The organism is Kribbella amoyensis (genome assembly GCF_007828865.1).
Lineage (GTDB): Bacteria > Actinomycetota > Actinomycetes > Propionibacteriales > Kribbellaceae > Kribbella > Kribbella amoyensis.
On the sequence record NZ_VIVK01000001.1, the window covers coordinates 1,469,849 to 1,492,474 of the forward strand.

Annotated in this window: 19 protein-coding genes; 6 read left to right on the forward strand and 13 right to left on the reverse strand. The window is 70.5% G+C overall.

From position 1 onward, the window contains the following. Positions 1-137: 137 nt before the first annotated feature. Together FB561_RS07045 and FB561_RS07050 are read left to right on the forward strand one after the other, a co-directional pair. Complete coding sequence (locus FB561_RS07045) at positions 138-662, forward strand: DinB family protein (protein WP_145804247.1); 525 nt, start codon at positions 138-140, stop codon at positions 660-662. Positions 663-784: 122 nt separating this feature from the next. Next, a complete protein-coding gene (locus tag FB561_RS07050) occupies positions 785-1,426 on the forward strand; it encodes a DUF433 domain-containing protein (RefSeq protein ID WP_145804249.1) in 642 nt (213 codons plus the stop codon). A 39-nt stretch (positions 1,427-1,465) separates the two neighbouring features. On the opposite strand, the gene FB561_RS07055 is transcribed toward FB561_RS07050, so the two are convergent. Together FB561_RS07055 and FB561_RS07060 are read right to left on the reverse strand one after the other, a co-directional pair. Continuing rightward, positions 1,466-1,699, reverse strand: a complete 234-nt coding sequence (locus FB561_RS07055) for a hypothetical protein (protein WP_145804251.1) — start codon at positions 1,697-1,699, stop codon at positions 1,466-1,468. Between the two features lie 27 nt (positions 1,700-1,726). Further along, positions 1,727-3,073 carry a serine hydrolase domain-containing protein gene (locus tag FB561_RS07060; protein ID WP_145804253.1) on the reverse strand — a complete coding sequence of 449 codons (1,347 nt, stop codon included), beginning with the start codon at positions 3,071-3,073 and terminating at the stop codon, positions 1,727-1,729. A gap of 109 nt (positions 3,074-3,182) precedes the next feature. Here FB561_RS07060 and FB561_RS07065 point away from each other — a divergent pair, with 109 nt between their 5' ends. Next, complete coding sequence (locus FB561_RS07065) at positions 3,183-6,431, forward strand: ATP-binding protein (RefSeq protein ID WP_145804255.1); 3,249 nt, start codon at positions 3,183-3,185, stop codon at positions 6,429-6,431. On the opposite strand, the gene FB561_RS07070 is transcribed toward FB561_RS07065, so the two are convergent. The 5 genes from FB561_RS07070 to FB561_RS07095 form a co-directional block, all read right to left on the reverse strand. Next, complete coding sequence (locus tag FB561_RS07070) at positions 6,421-7,047, reverse strand: TetR/AcrR family transcriptional regulator (RefSeq protein ID WP_145804256.1); 627 nt, start codon at positions 7,045-7,047, stop codon at positions 6,421-6,423. The genes FB561_RS07065 and FB561_RS07070 overlap by 11 nt on opposite strands. Positions 7,048-7,195: 148 nt before the next feature. After that, positions 7,196-8,020, reverse strand: coding sequence for an ABC transporter permease (locus FB561_RS07075; protein ID WP_145804258.1), 825 nt, complete (start codon positions 8,018-8,020; stop codon positions 7,196-7,198). Further along, positions 8,017-9,003 carry an ATP-binding cassette domain-containing protein gene (locus FB561_RS07080; protein WP_145804261.1) on the reverse strand — a complete coding sequence of 329 codons (987 nt, stop codon included), beginning with the start codon at positions 9,001-9,003 and terminating at the stop codon, positions 8,017-8,019. The genes FB561_RS07075 and FB561_RS07080 overlap by 4 nt, the downstream gene beginning before the upstream one ends. A gap of 756 nt (positions 9,004-9,759) precedes the next feature. After that, entirely contained in the window at positions 9,760-11,076 is a 1,317-nt protein-coding gene (locus FB561_RS07090) for an MFS transporter (protein ID WP_145804263.1), read from the reverse strand. Beyond that, on the reverse strand, positions 11,073-11,807 hold the full coding sequence (locus FB561_RS07095; protein WP_202880556.1) for a GntR family transcriptional regulator: 735 nt from the start codon (positions 11,805-11,807) through the stop codon (positions 11,073-11,075). Before FB561_RS07095 ends, FB561_RS07090 begins: the two co-directional genes overlap by 4 nt. A 278-nt stretch (positions 11,808-12,085) precedes the next feature. Between FB561_RS07095 and FB561_RS07100 the strand changes: the two genes are divergently transcribed. After that, entirely contained in the window at positions 12,086-13,552 is a 1,467-nt protein-coding gene (locus FB561_RS07100; RefSeq protein WP_145804267.1) for a S8 family serine peptidase, read from the forward strand. A gap of 69 nt (positions 13,553-13,621) precedes the next feature. On the opposite strand, the gene FB561_RS07105 is transcribed toward FB561_RS07100, so the two are convergent. After that, entirely contained in the window at positions 13,622-14,452 is an 831-nt protein-coding gene (locus FB561_RS07105; RefSeq protein WP_202880557.1) for an EamA family transporter, read from the reverse strand. Positions 14,453-14,552: 100 nt separating this feature from the next. Between FB561_RS07105 and FB561_RS37740 the strand changes: the two genes are divergently transcribed. Continuing rightward, positions 14,553-14,699 carry a hypothetical protein gene (locus FB561_RS37740; RefSeq protein WP_170284592.1) on the forward strand — a complete coding sequence of 49 codons (147 nt, stop codon included), beginning with the start codon at positions 14,553-14,555 and terminating at the stop codon, positions 14,697-14,699. A gap of 119 nt (positions 14,700-14,818) precedes the next feature. Here FB561_RS37740 and FB561_RS07110 read toward each other — a convergent pair whose 3' ends face one another. The 4 genes from FB561_RS07110 to FB561_RS07125 form a co-directional block, all read right to left on the reverse strand. Next, on the reverse strand, positions 14,819-16,243 hold the full coding sequence (locus FB561_RS07110; RefSeq protein WP_145804270.1) for a dihydrolipoamide acetyltransferase family protein: 1,425 nt from the start codon (positions 16,241-16,243) through the stop codon (positions 14,819-14,821). Continuing rightward, positions 16,243-17,220, reverse strand: a complete 978-nt coding sequence (locus FB561_RS07115) for an alpha-ketoacid dehydrogenase subunit beta (protein WP_202880558.1) — start codon at positions 17,218-17,220, stop codon at positions 16,243-16,245. The genes FB561_RS07110 and FB561_RS07115 overlap by 1 nt, the downstream gene beginning before the upstream one ends. Continuing rightward, positions 17,220-18,386 (reverse strand): pyruvate dehydrogenase (acetyl-transferring) E1 component subunit alpha, encoded by a 1,167-nt coding sequence (gene pdhA, locus FB561_RS07120; RefSeq protein ID WP_145804272.1) that lies wholly within the window; start codon positions 18,384-18,386, stop codon positions 17,220-17,222. Before pdhA ends, FB561_RS07115 begins: the two co-directional genes overlap by 1 nt. Positions 18,387-18,741: 355 nt before the next feature. Beyond that, a complete protein-coding gene (locus tag FB561_RS07125) occupies positions 18,742-20,004 on the reverse strand; it encodes a phytase (RefSeq protein WP_145804273.1) in 1,263 nt (420 codons plus the stop codon). Positions 20,005-20,240: 236 nt separating this feature from the next. On the opposite strand from FB561_RS07125, the gene FB561_RS07130 reads away from it, so the two are divergent. After that, positions 20,241-21,254, forward strand: a complete 1,014-nt coding sequence (locus FB561_RS07130; RefSeq protein WP_145804275.1) for an EamA family transporter — start codon at positions 20,241-20,243, stop codon at positions 21,252-21,254. Positions 21,255-21,500: 246 nt separating this feature from the next. On the opposite strand, the gene FB561_RS07135 is transcribed toward FB561_RS07130, so the two are convergent. Beyond that, positions 21,501-22,085 (reverse strand): hypothetical protein, encoded by a 585-nt coding sequence (locus FB561_RS07135; protein WP_145804277.1) that lies wholly within the window; start codon positions 22,083-22,085, stop codon positions 21,501-21,503. Positions 22,086-22,626: the final 541 nt, after the last annotated feature.

Sequence of the window (22,626 nt, forward strand, 5' to 3'; positions counted from 1 at the left end):
GCGGCCTGGACTCCGGGTCGGCTAGAGTGCTCGGCGAGACGAGAAGGAGGTGAGCGCGATGTTCGACCGAATCGTGCTGCCTGCCCGTCGCGCCCGCGGCTGACAGGTGGCTTCGTCACCACCTTTGGAGAGCTGCAATGACCGCAGTAGCAACCAAGCGTCCCGCCGGTGATGCCGACGAGCGCACCCAGCTGGTCGGTTGGCTGGACGTCCAGCGTTCGATCGTCCGGGTGAAGTGCGAGGGCCTGAGCGAGGCCGACGCCCACCGCAAGGTCCTCCCCACCTCACCGCTGATGACCGTGGCCGGCCTGGTCGCCCACCTGCGCTGGAACGAGTACTCCTGGTTCCAGCTGAACCTGGCCGGCGTCCCCGACACCGGCCAGACCCCGTGGACCGACGACGGCCACGTCGACGCCGAGATGTTCGTCGACGACGTCCCGCTCGCCCAGCTCCTCGACGAGTACGACGAGGAGTGCGCCCGCTCCAACGCCCTGGTGGCCACGCTGCCGCTGGACGCCCTGGAGCAGGGCACCTACCGCGACGACAACCCGGGCTCCACCCGCTTCATCCTCTGCCACCTGATCGAGGAAACCGCCCGCCACCTGGGCCACCTCGACATCATCCGAGAACTCCTCGACGGCAGAACCGGCTACACCAAGTAGGGCAGGTTCCGATCTGCCCGGGGCATCCCCGGGCAGATCGGCCGGTTGTCCACAAACTGTCCGGCGGCACCTCGGCTCTCGGTCTACCATCGTGAGCATTCGAAGAGAGTCGAGGTGGGGAAATGGCCTACCGGCCGCAACTGGCTGCCGCGCTGTCCGGCGCCTCCGTCGGCCAACTCGCGTACTGGCGGCGGGCGGACGGCCCGGCCGGCGCGCTGCTCGTCCCCGAGACCTCTTCCAGCCCGTTGCTCTACTCGTTCCGGGACGTGGTTGCCCTCCGGACAGCGGTCTACCTTCGCGAACGCCTGTCCCTGCAGCGGATTCGCCGTGCGCTGGGCAGTTTGCGTGACCTGGGCGAGGTCGATCACCTGTCGAGCTACCAACTTCTGGCCCAGGGCCACAGCGTGGTGCTGGTACCACAGGACGGCCCCTCCGTAGACCTCGTGGAGCGGCCCGGACAGCAGGTGACCACCGTCGTCCTGGCCGAGGTGCTCCGGCCCTTCACCACCTCCGGCGACATCACGGTGCCCGACCTTCTGCACCCGAGGCGGAGTCTGCGAGTGGATCCGGACGTTCGAGGCGGCCATCCGACGATCTCCGGCAGTCGTGTCCCGTTCGACCTCGTCGCCGCCCTCGTTCGGGACGGCGTGCCGGTCGACGAGGTCGGGGAGTACTACCCCGGCGTCACCGCCGACGCCGCCGACGACGCACTGGACTTCGCGAACTACGTCGAGCGGTACAACCGCGCCCCTGCCGCGGCCTGATGCGGGTACTCCTCGACGAGGACGTAGCAGTCCAAGCCGTCACAGCGCTACAGCACGTCCTCCGCAGCCATCAAGCGGAGTGGGCTGCGCCACGTCCGGTTCCGCCAACGGTACGACCTGGGCCTGGCCGGTCTGGCCTTGGCACTCGGCGCGCTCCTGTCGGCCATGCCGTTCGTGATGGCAGAGCTCGGCCGGGTCAGCAGTCAGCGGCTCATCCGGATCAACGGTCTCGATCCGGGCAGCCGGTATCAGTCGATTGATCCAGTCCTTCATCCCCCGAAGTACTGGCCGCGCTGAAGCTCAGAGGTGCTGGCCGAAGGCGAGGGGTTGGCGGGTGCAGAGGTAGGTGGCCCAGTGGAGTTTTTCGGGGGTGCCTTCGGGGGTTCGGGTGATGCGGAGGAGTTCGCCGGTCTCGCGGCCGGAGATGGTGCGGTACAGGTCTTCGCCGATGCGCTCGAAGACGGCGGGGGCCTGGTGGTCGGGGGCGGCCGGGGACCTGGCTTCGAGGTGGCCTTCGCGGACCGAGAAGACGAACGGGGCGCCTTCGGTGAACCAGGTCCCGAGGACGTCGGCGAGTTCGGGCGGGACCGTGGTGCCGGGAGTCCAGGCCGGGGCGAGGACCGGGTCCTCGTCGAGCACCTTGACGGCCAGGTCGGTGGCGAGGGCGGCCGGCGAGGGGGCCGAGGTGGTGTTCATCAGCGCGATCCCCGCGGTCCCGGAGGCGCGGTGCAGGAAGGTCCCGGTGATGTGGCCGGGCATCCCGCCGGTGTGACCGATGAAGACGCGCTCGCCGACCCGGAGCAGCATGAACCCGAGTCCGAAGCCGAGCTGCCAGCGGTCCAGGTCGGCCATGATCTGCGGCTGGCACATCTCGTCCAGGGTGTCCGCGGACAGCACCTCGTCGGTCGGGTCGGCAAGGAACATCGCCCACTTCGCCAGGTCCTCGGCCGTACTCGCCAGTCCCCCACACGCGTCCATCGCACCGAGGTCGAGCAGCGGTTCGGCGACCGGGACATCGGTGAACGGCGGGACGTAGTACCCCTTCGCGGCCGGGCCGCCGTCCATCCCGACCGTGGTCCGGCGCATCTCCAGCGGGTCCAGGATCCGGGCCCGGATCGACTCGTACCAGGACCGGCCGTCGAGCCGGGCGACGATCTCGCCGAGCAGGGAGTACACCAGGTTGGAGTAGTGGAACCGGTGGTGCGGCTTGCCGATCCGCTCGGCCTCGTTCCAGCCGGCGACCAGCTCGGCCCGGTCCGGGAAGCGCATCTGGTCCCAGACGTCGCCGACGGGTTCGCGCTGCATCCCGGTGACGTGGCTGAGCATCTGCCGCACGGTGATGCCCTCGTGCTTGCTCTCCGGGATCAGCCGGTCGGCCGTGTCGTCCAGGCTCAGCCTGCCTTCGTCCCGCAGCGCCATGATCGCGACCGCGGTCAGCGTCTTGCTCTGGGACGCGATCAGGAACTGCGAGTCCGCGGTCGGCGGTACTCCCGGCTCGTCGAGCGAGGCGGAGCCCACCCCGGCCGACCAGGCCAGCTTGCCGTCGCGGGCGAGGCCACCGAGGAGCCCTGGTACCCGGCCCTTCGTCTGACGGTCCGTGACGATCCGGGTGAGAGCGGTCTGGGTGGGCGCGGCGATGTCGGTCACGACTGCCGACCTTAGGTCATCCCCGGTCGCCGCGGACAGAGATTTCGCCGGGCGAAGGGCGTGACAAAAGACAGGGGATTTGGTCTTGGCCGTGTGGGAGGCTGGACGGGTGCGCATAGCGGTGCTCGGACCACTCGCGATGTGGGCGGCCGACGGTTCTCCGCTCGACGTCCGCGGTGTCCGCCTGCGCGGATTGCTCGCCCGGCTGGCGTTGAGCGCGGGGCGGCCGGTCGGGGTGGAGACGCTGGTGGACGGGCTCTGGGGCAGCGAGGCCCCGAGCGCGAACGCCCTGCAGTCCCTGGTCTCCCGGCTGCGCTCCGGGCTGCCCGCGACCGAGTCGAGCGTGTCGGTCCGATCCGGTCCGGCCGGGTACACGCTGACCATCGGCACCGACTGCGTCGACGCGCTCCAGTTCGAGGACCTGGTCCGCCGCGGTCGCCAGTTGCTCGGGTCCGACCCGGAGAAGGCGCGCTCCGTCCTCACCCAGGCCGAGCGGCTCTGGCGGGGCGACGCACTCGCCGATCTGCGGGACCTGCCCTTCGCGCGGATCGAGGCCGACCGGCTGGCCGAGCTACGGCTGAGCGCGACCGAGGACCTGGCCCAGGCCTCGATCGCGACGGGCCACGCGCGCGACCTGATCACCGAGCTCGAGCGGCTCGCCCTCTCCCATCCGTTGCGCGAGCGCCTGCACGAACTGCTGATCCGCTCCCTGTACGCCGACGGCCGCCAAGCCGAGGCGCTGGCGGCCTACGAGCGGATCCGCGAGACCCTGGCCGACGAGCTCGGCGCGGACCCCGGGACCAAGCTGCGCGATCTCCACGTCGCAGTACTCCGGGGTGACGCGATCGACCCGGCCCCGGTCACCCAGGAGACGTTGGTACCGGCTGCCGCGACGCCGCCGAGGAACAACCTGCGCGCCCCGCTGACCAGCTTCGTCGGGCGATCCGAGGACGTGACGGAGCTGACCCGGTTGCTCAGCGACGGGACCCGGTTGGTGACGATGGTGGGTCCGGGTGGCGCCGGCAAGACCCGGCTCGCCACCGAGACCGGGCGCTCGCTGGTCGGTGCGAGCGGCGACGGGATCTGGTTCGTCGAGCTCGCCCCGCTGGGTGACGCGGCCGACGTCGCGCCCGCCCTGCTCAGTGCGCTCGGCGCGAGCGAGTACGTCGACAACCTGCGGACCACCCTGACCCCACAGCGCTTCCCGACCAGCCGGGCGGCGACCGAGCGCCTGGTCGAGGTGATCGCGGATCGCCGGGTGCTGATCGTCCTGGACAACTGCGAGCACCTGGTCCAGGAGGTCGCGTCCCTGGTCGACTCGTTGTTGGCCGAGTGCCCGCGACTCCGGGTGCTGACGACGAGCCGGGAGCCGTTGAGTATCCCGGGTGAGCACCTGCATCAGGTCGGCCCGCTCGGTCTGCCGCCGGCCGACAGTACGGACGACGGGTACCCGGCCGTCCAGCTCTTCGTCGATCGGGCCCGCGCGGTGCGGCCCGACTTCGCCGTCACCGCGGCCAACCGCGAGGCGATCAACGAGATCTGCCGCCGGCTGGACGGGATGCCACTGGCGATCGAGCTGGCCGCGGCGCGGTTGCGGGCGCTGACCCCGGTCCAGATCGTCGAGCGGCTCGAGGACCGGTTCCGCCTGCTCACCAGCGGCAGCCGGACCGCGCTCCCCCGCCACCAGACGCTCCGCGCGGTGGTCGAGTGGAGCTGGGACCTGCTCGACCCGGACGAGCAAGCGGTTGCCCGGCGGCTCTCCGTCTTCTCGGGTGGCGCGACCCTGGAGGCTGCGGAGCAGGTCTGCAGCGGACCGGGGCTGCCGCCCGAAGCAGTACTGGGTGTGCTCGCCTCGCTGGTCGACAAGTCGCTCGTGGAGGCAGCCGCCGACGATCGGTCCGTGCGCTACCGCATGCTCGAGACGGTCAAGGCGTACGGCGCGGAGCAGCTCGCCGCGTCGGGTGAGGTCGATCGGGTCCAGGCCGCGCACCAGGTGTACTTCGCCGAGCTGATCGCGGTGGGCAGCACGTTCCTGCGGACCCGGGACCAGTTGCAGTGGATCGCCCGGTTCGACGCCGACAACGAGAACCTGCTCGGCGCGCTCCGGACCGCGATCGACCTGGGCGAGGCGGACACGGCGCTGCGGATGGTGTCCGTGCTCGGCGAGTACTGGAACATGCGCGGCCGCCCGGCCGAGGCGGTCGGCTGGTTCGACGCCGCGCTCGCCGCGCCGGGCTCGACCGAGGTGCAGGCCCGGGCCACGTCGTTGATGATGCACGCGTTCGGCACTCTCTCCTACGGCGACGACCCGTCCGGATCGTTCGTCGCCGCGATCCGCTCGCTGGCCAAGGTCCGGCTGCTCAGCCGGCAGTACGCCGAGGTCCGGGAGTCCGGGGTCGGCCGGTTCACCAACGCGGTCTGGGCCGCGGTCCGCCGGGACCGGGCGGCCTGCTTCCGCGAACTGGACGAGGCCCGGAGCCACCCCGACCCGTGGACCCGGAACATGGCCCTGATGATGTCGGCGATGCTGCGCGAGAACGAGGGCGACGTCGACAGCATGGCCGCCGACCTGTACCTCGCGCTGGACGGCTTCCGGGCCTTGGGCGAACGCTGGGGCACGTCGCTCGCGCTGCGCGGGCTGGCCACCTATGCAGGGGCCCGAGGCAACCATCAGGAGTCGCTGGAGCGGATCGAGGAGGCCCGCCGGCTGATCGGCGAGCTCGGCACCACCGAGGGCGTGTCCCAGCTGCTGGGTCAGTCCGCCCTGAACCGGTCCGAGCTCGGCGACCTGGACGGCGCCCGGGCCGACCTGCAGTACGCGCTGCGGCTGGCCGAGGAGACCGGCAGCCGGAGCAGCGAGAGCATGGCGTTCATCGGCCTGTCCAACCTGGCCCGCCGGACCGGCCGGCTGGACGAGGCCCGCGAGCTCGCCGAGCAGGCGTACGCGCGGCTCGACCTGGAGACGGAGCGGGTCGCGCCGCACGGCCAGGCGATGATCCTGGCCCAGCTCAGCCGGGTCGACGTTGCCCGCGGCGACCTCGGGAAGGCCCGGGAGCGCAGCCAGGAATCACTGGAACTGGCCCTGAAGACCGAGGACATGCCGCTACTCGCCGCGGTCGTCGAGATGGCCGCCGACATCGAGCTGCTCGCCGGCGACGCCGAGCTGGCCGCTCGGACCCTCGGCCTCGCCGCGGCCCTGCGCGGGATGCGTACCGTCCCGGACTCCGACGTCCGCGGCAGTATCGACCGGGCCCGGCAGGCACTCGGCGACGAGCAGTACGACGCCGCCTACCTGTCCGGCGCGAGTTCCACCCGCGAGGACGCGACCGCGGAGATCCGCAAGCGCTTCAGTCCGTGAGCAGGTCCACCGCCAGGTCGCGCAGCGCGGACTGGACGGTCTCCTCCGGCGGCCGCGGATCGGCCAGCATCCAGTCGTAGACGACAGTGTTGACCGCGCCGATGAAGCTCAGCCCGAGGAAGCGGAAGTCCTTGCGACTGGTCTCGCCCCGCTCGACCGCGGCCTCCCCGAGCCCGACCACGCTGGACACCAGCAGCTCGCGGAACGCGATCCGTTGCTCCTCGACCGCCGGGCTGGCACCGACCACCTCGACGAAGGACACCCGGGCCCGGCGCAGGTCCGTCATGATCGTGCGCAGGTACCCGTCGACGGCGGCGCCGATCCGGTCCCGGACCGGCGCGTCCGCGGTGCGCTCCAACGCCTCCCCGGTACTGCGCACGGCCAGCTCGATCACCTGCGCGTGGACGGCGAGGAGCACGGCTTCCTTGTTCTGGAACTCGTGGTAGAAGTGCCGGGTCGACACTTTCGCCTGTGCACACAGGCGTTCCACCGAGGTCGCTGGGTACCCGTCGGTCCCGAACAGCTCCAGCGCGGCGTCCAGCAGACGCTCCCGTCGCGCCGCCTTCCACTCGTCGACCGAGCGCCCGGAATAACGGCGTACGGAGGGTTCGCTCATTGCACCTCTTGTTGATGTGCGTGTTGCCGAAACCCCGTGCGTGACGGACATCTTAGCCACGTCCGCACCCCGTTCTCACCGCCTGGTGCACCTCCGACGAACCGGTGGGCGCCAACGGGCTCCCACCGGTTCTCGCCGGGTGTCCGGATCAGGTGCGCCGGCGGTACGCGCGGATGGCCAGCGGGGCGAACACCGCGACCAGTCCGACCATCCAGGCCAGCGTGATCAGGAACGGCTTCTGGATGTCGCCGCCGAGCATCATGCCGCGCATCGTGTCGACCAGGTACTTGACCGGGTTGACGTTCACGAACGCCTGCAGGAAGCCGGGCAGGGTGTCGGTCTGGACGAACACGTTGCTGCCGAAGGTGAGCGGGAACATCACCAGGAAGGCAATCCCCTGGACGCCCTGGGCCGTCCGCAGGGTGAGGCCCAGCCAGACCCAGATCCAGCACATCGCCAGCGCGAACGCGAGCATCACGGCGCAGGCGAGCAGGCCGTACCCGATCCCGTTCTGGAACCGGAAGCCGAGCACGAAGCCGGTGCCCATCAGGATCACGATCGAGATCATGTACCGGACCGCGTCGCCGAGGACCGCGCCGACCAGCGGGGAGATCCGCGCGATCGGCAGACTGCGGAACCGGTCGAACACGCCCTTCGCGAAGTCGTCGTTGAGCGCGACCCCGGTGCCCATCGTGGAGAACACGACCGTCTGCACCAGCAACCCGGGCAGCAGGTACGGCAGGTAGTCCCGCCAGGTGCCGCCGCCGGAGATCGCGCCGCCGAAGACGAACAGGAACAGCACCAGGAAGATGATCGGCTGGAACGTCACGTCCGCCAGGGCTTCGGGGTTCTGCCGGATCCGGACCAGGTTCCGCCAGGCGAGCGTCAGGCTCTGCTCCACCCAGGCGAACGGGCGGCTCCGGCGGGCCGCGTGAGTGGCCTTCGGCGCTGTGTCGATCGTGGCGGTGCTCATCGGCCCGCTCCTTCCAGGACTGCGGTGGCTTCGGCTTCGGCGGCGTGACCGGTGAGGGCGAGGAAGACCTCGTCCAGGCTCGGCAGCCGCAGGGACAGTTCGGTGACGGCGATCCCGGCCTCGTCGAGGCGGCGGACCACCACCGGCATCGCGGAGCCGTCGGTCACCGGGGCGCTCACGAGTGCGTTGACCACGTCGACGGTGGGCCGGACGCCGACCGACTCGGCGACGATCGCGGCGACCCGTTCGAGGTGACCGGGCTCGGCCGGGCGGACATCGAGGGACTGCTTGCCGGCCTGCGCCTTCAGCTCGGCCGGGCGGCCCGAGGCGACCACCGCGCCCTTGTCGATGACGATGATCGAGTCGGCCAGCGCGTCCGCCTCCTCCAGGTACTGCGTGGTCAGCAGCACCGTGGTCCCGTCCAGGACGAGCTCGCGGACGGTGTCCCAGACGCCGTTGCGGGCGTGCGGGTCGAGCCCGGTGGTGGGCTCGTCGAGATAGAGGATGCTCGGGTCGCCGACCAGGCTCGCGGCCAGGTCGAGGCGGCGGCGCATCCCGCCCGAGTACGTCTTGGCGATCCGGTCGGCGGCGTCGGTGAGCTCGAACCGCTCCAGCAGCTCGTCGGCGCGGGTCTTCGCGGCCGACCGGTTCATCCCGAGCAGCCGGCCGATCATGACCAGGTTGCGGTGCCCGGACATGTCCTCGTCGACGGAGGCGTACTGCCCGGTGAGACCGATGATCTCCCGGACCTTGCCGGCCTCGCGGACCACGTCGTACCCGCCGACGGTCGCATGCCCGCCGTCGGGTTGCAGCAACGTGCCGAGGATCCGGACGGCGGTGGTCTTGCCGGCCCCGTTCGGACCGAGGACGCCGAGCACACTGCCGGCCGGCACGCTCAGGTCGACGCCGGCCAGGGCGGTGGTGGTGCCGAATCGCTTGACCAGACCCTCGGCCTGGATGGCGACCTGGTTCGTGGTGGACATCGGGGTTCCTTCCAGCGGACTTCTCTGACTGGAACCACCGTCCACCGCACCGCTGGCACCGCCCTGGCACTCGGCTGAGAGCCCCGCCTCACCCCATGCCAGCCGGTACCAGCCGGCGCCAGCCGACGCCCACCAGTACCAGCCGGTGCCAGCCGGTGCCAGCCGGTGCCAGCCCACACCAGCCGACGCCCACCGCGCGAACCCCGCACCACCCGGCTCCCACCCGCGAACCCGCACCACAGCCAGCGCCCACCCCGCGCGCGGCGTTTGGTGGGTTAACCCCCGAGTTGGAGGGTTGGCCAACGGAAATACGGTGGGCCAACCCTGCAGCCGATGGGTTAACCCACGAAACGGCGCGCGCCACCGGCCGGGGGCAGGCGCCCGGCGGGCAGGCGGAAGCGGGCCAGTTGGCGGGCAGACCGTGCTGGCCGGCGCCACCGACCGGGCCCGTACCACCCGGCGCTCACCCGCGGGCGACCCCGCACCACCGCCTCGCGGATGTGCTGGCCCGCACCCAGCCAGCTCCCACCCGCGGTGCGGCGTTTGGTGGGTTAACCCCCGAAGTGGAGGGTTGGCCAACGGAAATACGGTGGGCCAACCCTGCAACCGAGGGGTTAACCCACGAAACGGCGCGCGCCACCGGCCGGGCGAGGGGGTGGGGTGGGTGGGGTGGGTGGGGTGGGTGGGGTGGGTGGGGTGGGTGGGGTGGGTGGGGTGGGTGGGGTGGGTGGGGTGGGGTGGGGTGGGGTGGGTGGGTCAGGTCTGGATCGGGACGATCCGGTTGGCGCGGAGGGCTTCGTAGATCTCCGGGTTGTACCGGGCCAGGGTGGCCCGGGCGCGGCGCCGGTACTTCAGGATCTGCACCGTGCCGATCGTCCACAGCACGTACTGGAACATCAGCGCCCACTTGAAGTCGGTGATCGTCTGCGGCGCACCGCCGGACGACGCGTCCAGCAGGATGCCGACCATCCCGATGCAGATCAGGGTGGCGATGAAGCCACCGGTGTTGACCATCCCGTTGGCGGCGCCGAACCGGGTCGCCGGGTTGAATGTCCGGGCGTAGTCCAGGCCCAGCATCGACCCGGGACCACCGGCGGCCTGCACCACGATCAGCAGCAGCAGGACCGGCATCGGCGCCTGTCCCGGCCAGGCCAGCACGACGGTCCACATCAGCACGGATCCGGCGATCACGGCCAGCACGATCCAGGACCGGTAGAACGGGAACCGCGCGGCGTACCGGCCGACCAGCGGGCCGTAGAACAATCCCGCGAGGACCGGCACGATCAGCATCGCGGCCGCCGTCGTCGGGGCGACCCCTTCACCGCGGACGAGGAACGGGTACCCCCAGAGCAGGCCGAAGGTGGAGCCGGAGAAGCTGGTGGTGAAGTGGGTCCACAGACCGAGCCGGGTCCCGGGCTCCTGCCAGGCGCGGCGCAGATTCCGCCGGACCTCCGCTAGCGGCTGCTTGGCCCGGTGCAGCGCCTCGTCGTACGGGGTGTCCCGGATCAGGAACAGCACGGCGACCCCGGTCACCAGGCTGAGCACGCTCGCGGTCGCGAACGTGGTGGTCCAGCCGAACGCGTGGAACGCGGCCGCCATCGGCACCGTCGACACGATCGCGCCGATCCCGCCGAGCATCCCGGTGGCCTGCGACATCACCGGCTGCCGGAGCGCCGGGAACCAGGACATCACCACCCGCAGCACGCTGATGAAGACCAACGCGTCGCCGACCCCGAGGACGGCGCGGGCCGCCAGCGCCGCCGGGTACGACTCGACCAGGCTGAACGCGGACTGGGCCACGAAGAGCAGCCCGGACGCGAGGATCAGCAGCCGCTTCGACCCGTACCGGTCGAGCAGGACGCCGACGGGCACCTGCATCGCGGCGTACACGGTCAGCTGGACCACGGTGAAGCTCGCCAGCGCGGACGCGGAGATGTCGAACCGCTCGGCGGCCTGCAGACCGGCCACGCTCATCGAGCCACGGTGCAACACGGTGACGAGGTAGGTGAGGACAGCCGTCATCCACACCGCCCAGGCTCGCCGACCGCCCAGGGGGAAGAGGAGCTCGGTCACTGCACCCCTCGCAGATCCGCCGCGGCGGTCTCGATGTGGGCCACGACCAGCTCGCGGAACCGCTTCACGCTGTTGCCGCCGAGCGCGTCGATCATCTCCTGGTGGGCGACGATCGACTTGTCCATCCGGGCCGGCTGGACCTCGATCCCGGGCACACCCATCCGGACCTGGCGGTCCCGCAGGCTGTTGTAGAGCTTGGCGAGAATCTGGTTGCCGGCGGCATCGACAATGGCCTCGTGGAAGGCCCGGTCGGCCTCCAGGAAGCTCTTCGCGTCCCCGGCCCGGCGATGCGTCCGCATCTCGTCGACCTTCTCGGTCAGTACCGCGATCAGCTGCTTGCGCCGCGGCCAGACCTTGGCGGCCGCGTGCGTCTCGATCAGCTCGCGCGCCTCGACGACGTCGTTGATCTCCTGCGGAAGCACCGGCAGGACCAGGGCGCCGCGCTTCGGGTACAGCTTGACCAGGCCGGACTCCTCCAGCCGCAGCAGCGCCTCGCGGACCGGGGTCCGGGACACGCCTACCGCGGTCGCCAGCTCGCCCTCGGTGAGCAGCTCGCCGCCGGGGTACGTCCGGTCCAGGATCGCGGCCTTCACGTACGCGTAGACGCGCTCGGCCGCGGGGATCTTCTCCGCCTCGGGCGCGGACTCCACCACCACCCGGGCGATCTCCGCCGTCTCGTCCCCCAACGTCAACCCGTTCGCCGGCTCGTCTCCGGCTGTCCCGCTACCCACTGCACTCCCTAACCCATACATCTCGTATACCTGTTGTATCTATCGTAACGGGTGCACAGCCTTCACCGCTCCGACCCACACCTGTGGACCAACCTGTGGATAACTTCGGATATTCCAGGCACCCTTCTCGCTCTCTGTGATCGCCGGGACGTTCTGTAGTGACGAGTGCAGGGTTTCCCGTGCTTTCCGGCGGAACCGGGACGGGGGCCGACCCGCGACCCTAGAGTCGCGGGCAGCGTCACCGTCCCCCGTGACGCCTCACGCCCCGAGGAGAGCTCGTGTCCCTGACCTCCCGAACCCGCCGGCTCACCGCCGGCCTCGCCGTGGCAGCCCTCACCCTGACCACGGCCGGTGCCGCTTCCGCCGCGTACGCCATGCCGTACGCCCCGGCCGGATCCACCGTGACCGCGGCCGAGCCCGGTCCGCTGATGAACTACGTGGTGAACACCAAGGCCAGTCCAGGCCACGTCCGCAAGGCCGAGAACGCGGTCAAGGCCGCGGGCGGCACCGTGGTCGAGTCGTACGCCCGGATCGGCGTCGTCGTCGCCCAGTCCACCAACCCGGACTTCCGTACCGACGTCCGCGCGGGCCGCGACGGTCGCGAGGTCCAGTCCGTCGGCGCCACCCGGACCGCGGCCGTCTCGGAGGGTCCCGTCGGGTCCGCCGCGAAGGCCTCCGCCCAAGCTCCCACCAAGGGTCTTGCCGCCGGGGAGGCGACCATGGCCGCGGACCCGGACGAGGCCAAGCAGTGGGACATGGTCCAGATCAAGGCGGACCAGGCGCACAAGGTCACCGACGGTTCCCGGCAAGTCCTGGTCGGGATCAACGACAGCGGCGTGGACGACACCCACCCGGACCTGGCCCCGAACTTCGACGCGCGCAACTCGGTCAACTGCACCGGCAACGGCGTCCCGGACACCACCCCGGGCGGCTGGCGGCCGACCACGAGCGCGCACGGTACGCACGTCGCCGGTACGGTCGCCGCGGCCCGCAACGGGGTCGGCATCGTCGGCGTCGCGCCCGGGGTCCGGATCGCGTCGGTCAAGGTGGTGAACGACGACGGGTACATCTACCCGGAGTACGCGATCTGCGGGTTCGTGTGGGCCGCCGAGCACGGCATGGACGTGACGAACCACAGCTACTTCATCGACCCGTGGCAGTTCTGGTGCGACGACAACGCCGACCAGGGCGCCGTCCAGGAAGCGGTCCGCCGGGCCGTCGCGTACGCGACCGACCGGGGCGTCCTGTCCGTCGCGGCCGCGGGCAACTCGAACTACGACCTGTCCAACAAGACCACGGACTCGTCCAGCCCGAACGACAGCACCGCGGTGACCCGGCAGATCGACAACGACTGCCTGGACCTGCCGACCGAGCTGCCCGGGGTGATCACGGTCGCCAGCACCACGCAGGCGAAGGCGAAGAGCGGCTTCTCCAACTTCGGGCTGCACACCATCGACGTCGCGGCGCCGGGCAGCAGCATCCTGTCCACGCTCCCCGGCGGCGGCTACGGCACGATGAGCGGTACCTCGATGGCGTCCCCGCACGTCGCCGGGGTCGCCGCCCTGATGAAGTCGGTGCACCCGTGGTGGGGTCCGCGGGACCTGGAGCGAGGGCTGCGCAAGCAGGCTGACGACACCGCTTGCCCGGCCACGCCGGACCCGCGCTGCACCGGGACCACGGCCGACAACGCCTTCTACGGCGAGGGCATCGCCGACGCGCTGGACGCCGTCCGGCGCGGCTGGTGATCCACTGACCGGATGAGGGGGTCCTCCGCCCAGGACCCCCTCATTCTTTCTGTTCGGGTCGGCCGCTGCTCAGAGAGCAATCAACACGATGCCGGCGACGACGACCCCCGCGGCCGCCGCCCGGGCCGGTCCGAACCGCTCGCCGAAGAAGACCCGGCCGATCACCGCGCCGAAGATGATGCTGGTCTCCCGCAGCGCCGCGATCGATGCCAGCGCGCCCCGCGTCTGCGCCCACAGCACCAGCCCGTACGCCACCATCGAGACCACGCCGCCACCGAGCCCCGCGATCAGGGCGCCGCGCTCCTGGCGGAGGAAACCGGGCCCGCGCCACCACCAGGTCAGCAACGGCACACTGAATCCCTGGATCATGAACACCCACCCCATGTACTGCAGTACCGGCATCCGGTGCACCGCGAGCCCGTCGACCACCGTGTACGCCGCGATGGCGAGGCCGGTCCCGCACGCGGCGAGGAGAGCGGGCCGCTGACTCCGGGTCGGGCGGCCGCCGATGAAGACGAGCGCGATCAGCCCGGCCGAGATGAGCAGGATGCCGCCGAGTTCGACCGGGGCGACCTGCTGCCCCAGCACCAGGACCGCCACCACGGCCACGACCCACGGTGACGTCCCCCGGGCCAGCGGATAGACCTGGCTGAACTGGCCAAGCTGGTAGGACGCGAGCAGCCCCGCGTAGTACGTGAGGTGCAGCAGCACCGACGCGGCGATGAACGGCCAGGTCGATGCCGGTGGCAACCCGGTGACGACGGCGGCCACCGCACCCACGGTGCCGGAGGAGATCCCGAGCAGCGCGAACCCGGCCGCGCGGTCCGGTACCCCGTGGGCGATCGCGTTCCAGATCGAGTGCAGGACCGCAGCCCCGAGTACCGCCAGCAAGACGCCCACCAGGTCAGCCTCTCCCAGCTGTGGCGCTCACGACACACCGGGGGTGAAACATCCTGGCCCTCGGCACCGATAGAGCGATTGGGAGGAGGAGCAAGGACCGGTGACAGGAACAGACGTCGCGCGACGGCTCATCGCGCTGCTGAGGTTGGTGGAGCGCACCGCTGGTGACCACGGGGACGTGGCCACCGACGACGCCCTGCTCGACGCCTGGTTCGGGATCCGGTCCCCCTCCCAGCCGTCGCCCTGAGCAACAATCGCTTGAACCACCACAGCGCGAACGGCCGGCGCCGGGTGGGTACCCGGCGCCGGCGCCGGGTGGGTACCCGGTACCGGCCGTCCGCAGGCTGGATCAGAACATCGGCTGGATCAGAACATCAGCGCCCTGGACGGGTCCTCGAGCAGCCCGGCCACGTCGGCGAGGAAGACCGAACCCTTCTCGCCGTCGATCAGCCGGTGGTCGAACGACAACGCCAGCGTGGTCACCCAGCGCGGCACGATCTCGTCGTCGACGACCCAGGGCTGCTTGCGGATCGCGCCGACGGCGAGGATGGCGGCCTCCCCCGGGTTGATGATCGGCGTTCCCGCGTCGACGCCGAAGACGCCCACGTTGGTGATCGTGAACGACCCACCCGCCTGGTCGGCCGGCTGCGTCCTGCCGTCCCGCGCGGTGGCGACCAGGTCGTTGAGCGCGCGGCACAGGTCCGGCAGGGTGAGCTGGTCGGCGTTCTTGATGTTCGGCACGATCAGGCCGCGGGGGGTGGCCGCGGCGATGCCGAGGTTGACCGCGCCCTTGAGCACGATCTCCTGGTTCGCCTCGTCCCAGGCGGCGTTGACGATCGGGGTCCGCCGGGTCGCCAGCGTGACCGCCTTCGCGATCACCAGCAGCGGGGAGACCTTGAGGTCGCGGAACGCCTTGTCGGTCTTCAGTCGCTCGACCAGGTCCATCGTGGCGGTGACGTCGACGGTGATCCACTCGGTCACGTGCGGCGCGGTGAAGGCGCTGGCGACCATCGCCTGGGCCATCACCTTCTGCACTCCCTTGATCGGGATCCGGGTGTCGCCGCGGCCGCTCACCACCTGCACCGGCTCGGCGACCTCGGCCGGAGCCGCTTGTGCCCCTTGAGCCGGGACAGCGGCGACGTGGTTCTCGACGTCGGCCCGGGTGATGATCCCACCCGGCCCGGTCGCCGTCACCGCGCCGAGGTCCACCCCGAGATCCTTCGCCAACTTCCGCACCGGCGGCTTCGCCAACACCTGCACCCCGTTGCCCTCAGCAACAGGCGGTGCGGGCGCCGTCTCCACCACTGGTACGGGTGCGGCGACCGGAACCGGAGGTGCGCTGGCGACCGGAGCCGGGGTGCCCTTGCGGGGGCGGCGTTTGGCTTCGGTGGTGCGGGGGCCGTAGCCGACCAGGACTGCAGTGCGGCCGCCCGGGGCGGTGCCGCCGATCTTGCCGGCCTCGACCTCGTCGCCTTCGGGGACGGACGGGACCAGGTCCTCCTTCGGCGTCCCCTCCGTGACCGGCGGGGTCAGGTCGCCCGGCGCCGCGTCACCGGTGACGACCGCGATGATCGGCGTACCGACCGGGATCGTCTCGCCCTCGGGGACCAGCAACTCGGTGACCGTCCCGGCGAACGGGACCGGCAGCTCGACCAGCGACTTGGCGGTCTCGATCTCGACGATGGTGTCGTTCAACTTCACCGTGTCGCCGGGCTTGACCTTCCAGCTGACGATCTCGGCCTCGACCAGGCCCTCGCCCACATCGGGCAAGCGGAACTGCTGTACGCCCATCAGAACTCCATCACGCGGTCGACGCCGTCGAGTACCCGGTCCAGGTCGGGAAGGTACTCCTCCTCCATCCGCGACGGCGGATAGGGGGTGTCGAACCCGGCGACCCGCAACACCGGGGCCTCCAGGTGGTAGAAGCACTCCTCGGTCACCCGGGCCGCGATCTCCGAGCCGGGACCGAGCGAGTACGGCGCCTCGTGCACGACGACGGCGCGCCGGGTCTTCTTCACCGAGTCGAAGATCGTCGGCAGGTCCAGCGGGGAGATCGTCCGCAGGTCGACCACCTCGAGGTTGCGGCCGTCCTCCAGCGACGCCTCGGCCGCCTGCAGACAGGTCTTCACCATCGGGCCGTAGCAGAACAGCGTCGCGTCGGTGCCCTCGCGGACCACCTTGGCCTTGTGCAGCGGCAGCGCCGGCGGGACCGACTCGTCCAGCTCGGCCTTCTCGTGGTACCGGCGCTTCGGCTCGAAGAACACCACCGGGTCGTCCGAGGCGATCGCCTGCTGGATCATCCAGTACGCGTCCACCGGGTCCCCGCAGGCGACCACCTTGAGGCCGGCGACGTGCGCGAACAGCGTCTCCGGCGACTCCGAGTGGTGCTCGACCGCGCCGATGCCGCCGCCGAACGGGATCCGGATCACCACCGGCATCCGGAGCTTGCCCATCGACCGGTAGTGCATCTTGGCGACCTGGTTGATGATCTGGTCGTACGCCGGGAAGACGAACCCGTCGAACTGGATCTCGCAGACCGGCCGGTACCCGCGCAGCGCCAGGCCGACCGCGGTCCCGATGATGCCGGACTCGGCCAGCGGGGTGTCGATCACCCGGTCCTCGCCGAAGTCCTTCTGCAGGCCCTCGGTGACCCGGAAGACACCGCCGAGCTTGCCGATGTCCTCGCCCATCACGACGACCTTGGGGTCGTTCTCCATCGCGGCCCGCAGGCCGGCGTTGATGCCCTTGCCGAGGCTGATCTTCGTCATCAGTGGGCCTCGCCTTCGAACGAAGCGGCGTACGCGGCGAACTGTTCCTGCTGCTCGGCCAGCTGGGCCGTCTGCTCGACGTACACGTGGTCGAAGAAGTCGGTCAGCGACGGGTCGGGCAGCGACAGGCAGCCCTCGCGGAGCCTGGCCGCGATCGTGTCGGCCTCGGCGTCCACCTCGTCGAAGAAGTCGGTGCCCACCTCGGCGGTCCGGGTCAGGTACGCCCGGACCCGCTCGATCGGGTCCTTCAGCTTCCAGTGCTCCAGGTCCTCCGAGAGCCGGTACTTGGTCGGGTCGTCGGAAGTGGTGTGGGCGCCCATCCGGTAGGTGTACGCCTCGACCAGGGTGGGGCCGCTGCCTTCGCGGGCCCGCTTCATCGCCTGCTGGGTGACCGCGTACGTCGCGAGCACGTCGTTGCCGTCGACGCGGACGCCGGGGAAGCCGAAGCCGGCGGCGCGCTGGAACAGCGGGATCCGGGTCTGCCGGTCGATCGGCTCCGAGATGGCCCACTGGTTGTTCTGGCAGAAGAACACGATCGGCGCGTTGAAGACCGAGGCGTAGATGAAGGCCTCGTTCACGTCGCCCTGGCTGGACGCGCCGTCACCGAAGTACGCGATGGTGGCCTCACCCTGCTCGGCGTCGCCGATCGCGTGGTCGCGCTGCTGGCCCATCGCGTACCCGGTCGCGTGCAGCGTCTGCGCGCCGATCACGATCGTGTACAGGTGGAAGTTGTTGTCGCGCGGGTCCCAGGAGCCCTGGTCGACGCCGCGGAACAGGCCGAGCAGCTTCAGCGGGTCCACGCCCTGGCACCACGCGACGCCGTGCTCGCGGTAGGTCGGGAAGACCATGTCCTTGCTGTTCAGCGCGCGGCCGGAGCCGATCTGAGCGGCCTCCTGGCCGAGCAGCGAGGCCCAGATCCCGAGCTCACCCTGCCGCTGCAGCGCGGTCGCCTCGGTGTCGATCCGGCGGACCAGCGTCATGTCCCGGTAGAAACCCTTGATCGCCTCGTCGTCGAGGTCGAAGGAGTACTCCGGGTGCTCGCGGCGCTCACCCTCGGGGGTCAGCAGCTGGACGAACTCGACCTCCTCGGAGGTCTGCGGGGGACTGACCGGCGCCTCCACGGGCGCGAACACTTCCGGGGCAATCCCCGGCACCGACTCACTCATCAGGCACTCCTCGGGTTCGAGCGCGGGATCGCCGCGACCGCAACTTGCACGCAGCCCGGCCTGACCAGCCGGGTGAGGCTTCGCAGGCAGGACCCCGTGGATCCAGGGTTGATGCACTGTCCGGCAGTGAACCTCCTCACTGGTATCACTGCCCATCTTGCCGGACACCGTACCGACCGGATTGCTTCTCCGCTAACTGTCTGGACGCGGACTCGTACGCCGGTACCGAAAGGCGTTCAGGCCTGAGACACCAGTCCATCCACTGGTCGTATCGAGGGGTGTCCGGGAGCGCGAATCGCCCCGGTGTGACACCACCGGCGCGATCCGTGCGGCATGTGTCACAGCTCGGTACCGATTACGGCACCAGCTCGAGCCGGACCAGCTTGAAGTTGGTTCCCTCCCGGCCGCCGTCACCCGGCGTGTTCTCACCGTCATGCACAGCGAGCAGCCCGTGCGGGAACCGCGGCCCCAACGGCTGCGTGGTGACGGCCGCACCGTCACTGTGCTGGACGCCGTCGGTCGCCGGGCCGTCGACGACCTGGAAGCCGGCCCGGTACGTCAGTCCGCGCCCGTCGATCCGGTACACCGCGAAGGTCGAGTCGCCCTGGCCGGACGCGTAGAGGGTCCGGACACCGTCGCGGGTCGCGATCGTGAGACCTTCGGCATCCGCGCTGAGGTGCTTCCCGCCGTCCGGGACGACCGGGCCGGTCGGGACGCACTCCTCGCTCGCCTCGTCGTACGCCGCGGGCTGACCGAACTCGCGGACCTTCTCGACCAGGGCCGGCCGGCCACCGGCGAGCGGGATCCGCCAGATGCCGACGTCCTCCTGGGCCGCGTACAGGGTCCGGGTGTCCTGGTCGAACACCATGCCCTCGAACTGCGGCCGGTCACCCGGGTCCTCGCACGGCGACCAGGTGCTGCCGGAGCGGAGTTCGAAGCTCGCCGGGAAGTCCCAGTGCGTCACCGGCCGGTACGTCACCCTCGCTCCGTCGGCGACCAGGCGGTACAGGCCGATCCGGGTCTCGCTGCGCCGGCTGACGGCGACCAGCGGGCCGGCCGGATCGGCGATCACCGCCACGCCGTACGCGGTCCGCTGCTCCTGGACGTCGTCGGTGTCCTTGCTGAACACGAGCGGGGCGTCCGGGCTGGTGACGTCGGTGAGCACCTTGTTCCCCGCGTCGGCGCCGCGGCGGTCCACGGCGTACACACGGAGCTGGTCGAGTCCACGATCGGTGACGACGGCCAGATCGCGGACGCGGCCGCCGAGGCGTACGCCGGTGACGAGGTCGACGTTGTTGAACCGGCCCGCCTCCTGGTCCGGCTCCGGCGCCGGCGGGGTCGGGACGTGCTGAAGTTGACGACCGGCCAGGTCGACGGCGGTGAGGCCGCCGTTCTTGAGGGTGCCGAGCACGACACTGCGGTCCGGCCGGGTCGGGTGGACCCAGATCGCCGGGTCGTCGGCGTTCGCGTCACTGCCCGCCTCGTCGTCCCAGTTCGGCCCGGTCTCGGCGGCCGCGACCACCGGCGTCGGTCCCGGGTCGGCCCGCACCGCCATCGCCGGACCACTCACAGCAACCACGGCCAGACCGCCGGCCAGCAGAACCCGCGTGATGCCCATGCCTCACTCCTCGAGCTCGGTCCACCCCACCGGCGGACGCTGCCGGACACCCTCGCCCGGCGCCATGACCAACACCTGACCCGGACGTGAACTCGGCGCCCTCGACGCCTGGCGGCGAGCTGGCAGGAAACCGGCGCGGGGTGGCAGGAAGTGGCTTGCCCGGACGTCGAACCAGGTCTTACTGTCAGGATCGTCTCTGCATTACACCCATGACATGGAATTCGAGGGGTTGATCGATGGCCACCACGTCCGCGCCCGCGGTCCGGCCCGACCTGGCGGCGCACCAGCCGTCGGCGGCGATGATCTGGACGGCGCTCGCCGTCGTCTACGTGGTCTGGGGGTCGACGTACCTGGCGATCCGGATCGTCGTCGAGGCACAGATCCCGCCGATGCTCGGGATGGCGGCCCGGTTCCTGATCGCGGCGACGCTGCTGGCGACGTTCCTCGTGGTCCGGTCCGGCGGGCGCCGGCTCCGGGTGACCCGGAGCGAGTTGCTGGGCGCGGGGACGGTCGGGCTGCTGCTGCTTGCCCTTGGCAACGGTGCGGTCGCGGTCGCCGAACAGACGGTGCCGTCCGGTCTGGCCGCCCTGCTGGTCGCCGCGGTCCCGCTGTGGCTGATGCTGCTGCGCGTCGGCGGCGGTGAACGGCCGCGACTGCTGACCTGGGCCGGCGTGCTGATCGGGTTCGGCGGCGCGGCCCTGTTGTCCGTCTCCGGCGGCGACACCAGCGCGAAGCCGCTGTCGGTCGGGATCCTGGTGCTCGGCACCATCTGCTGGGCGATCGGGTCCCGGTTCTCGCCCCGGCTCGGCCTGCCGAAGGACCCGCTGGTGGCGACCGTCTACGAGATGGCGATCGGCGGCGCCGCGATGGTGCTGATCGGCGTCCTCCGCGGCGAGCCCGGCCGGCTCCACCTCGGCGCGGTGGACACGAAGGGCTGGTTCGCGCTCGCGTACCTGGTCGGCTTCGGCTCGCTGATCGCGTACTCCGCCTACACGTACCTGCTGGCGAACGCGCCGATCTCGCTGATCGGCACCTACGCGTACGTGAATCCGGCGGTCGCCGTCTTCCTCGGCTGGCTGATCCTGGACGAGCACGTCACCGCGAAGATCCTGCTCGGCGGCGCGGTCGTCGTCCTCGGCGTCGCGCTGGTCGTCAGCGCGGAACGCCGGCCTCGCGCGGCCGCGGTCCCGGCTGACCCGGCCCCACCGGATCCCGCCGTCCCCCCGGCGCCACCTGCTGCCGACCGCTGATCCGGTCCGGCCGAGCATCCTCCGACGCCGGTGACCACCGGGCGGGCAGGTGAACAACCACGAGGCCGGGCCCTGCGGTGCGCCGGCCTCCGGGGAACGCGAAACGGCATCGGGAAGGAGTGAGGCGTACTTCCCGATGCCGCTTCAATGGTGCTACCGAGTCAATCGCCCCACCGAGGCGACATCTCCGGGTCCTGCATCACTGACCAAGGGAGGAGGTCAGCGAGCATCGAACCGACCTGAAGGTCAGTTGTTCTCGGACTCCAGCTCGCAGGTCTCCAGCGAGTTGACCGCGTTGGCGTTCTGGTCCAGACCCAGCAGGCCGGTCAGGTTGCTGATCGGCACCTGGCCACCGACACCGTTCACCGGGATGGTGTTGTGGCAGGCCTGGAACGGGCCGACCGAGTTGCCGGAGACGGAGACGAGGCCGTCCTCGCCGATCCGGTGCCACTTGGCGCCGTTGTTCTCCGAGTCGGTCTCGCAGGTCTTGACCGCGGTGGCCTCGTTGCCGTTCTGGTCGATCCCGACGATCGCGGTGATGTCGTTGATCGGCACCTGGCCGCCGACGCCGTTGACCGGAACGAAGTTGTGGCAGGCCTGGAACGGGCCGATGGCGTTGTCGTCAACGGCAACGAGCGAGCCGTTGTCGCGGACCCAGTACCAGTCCTTGCCACCCATGTTGTAGGCCTTGCTGGCCACGGACGCCGCGTCGGCCAGGCCGGCCTGGGACGTGGTGTCGTCGATCATGTTCGCGCTGACGACGGTGGCCAGGCCCAGCGTCGCGACGGTCGCCACGGCCGCGGCAGCGGCGATCTTGCGAGTTACCTGCATTATGCGAGGTTTCCTTTCGGGTTTGACGGATTCGTCTTAGGGGCTAACGACAGGTGCGGTAGCGGGTTACAAAATTCGTCGGCGATTTTTTCTGGCCGGGATGATTCCCGCTCACGGCCGAGGTGACGCCCACCGAGTTCGCTGACTCGGCAGCAACATGCCTCTGACCAGGCAACTTCTCGGTGGCTGAGACCGCAGGAAGGCCAGCCGCCCGCGCGGGAAAGTGTTTTCAGGCAAGCCGTAACTCGTCCGCGACTTCCTCGTTGTCTGATCGCAGGAGACGGATGGTCCGATGATTCGGTGATATTTCGGTGGGCTCGGTGGCCGCCGAATCGGTAATATGAAGATGAGTCGGAATGTCATTGCAACACAACCGGGATATTCGCGCCGTGTTTTTTCGGGGCACGGCGCGTGACCGGTCACTCAAGACCCGCTGCCGCGCGCATCGGCAGCGGTGGGAGACCCGGGCACCCCATGGGAGCCCGGGTCTTTCCTTTGCCCGGACCGGGTGATTGCCCGGACCGGTGGCCGCGCGGACCGG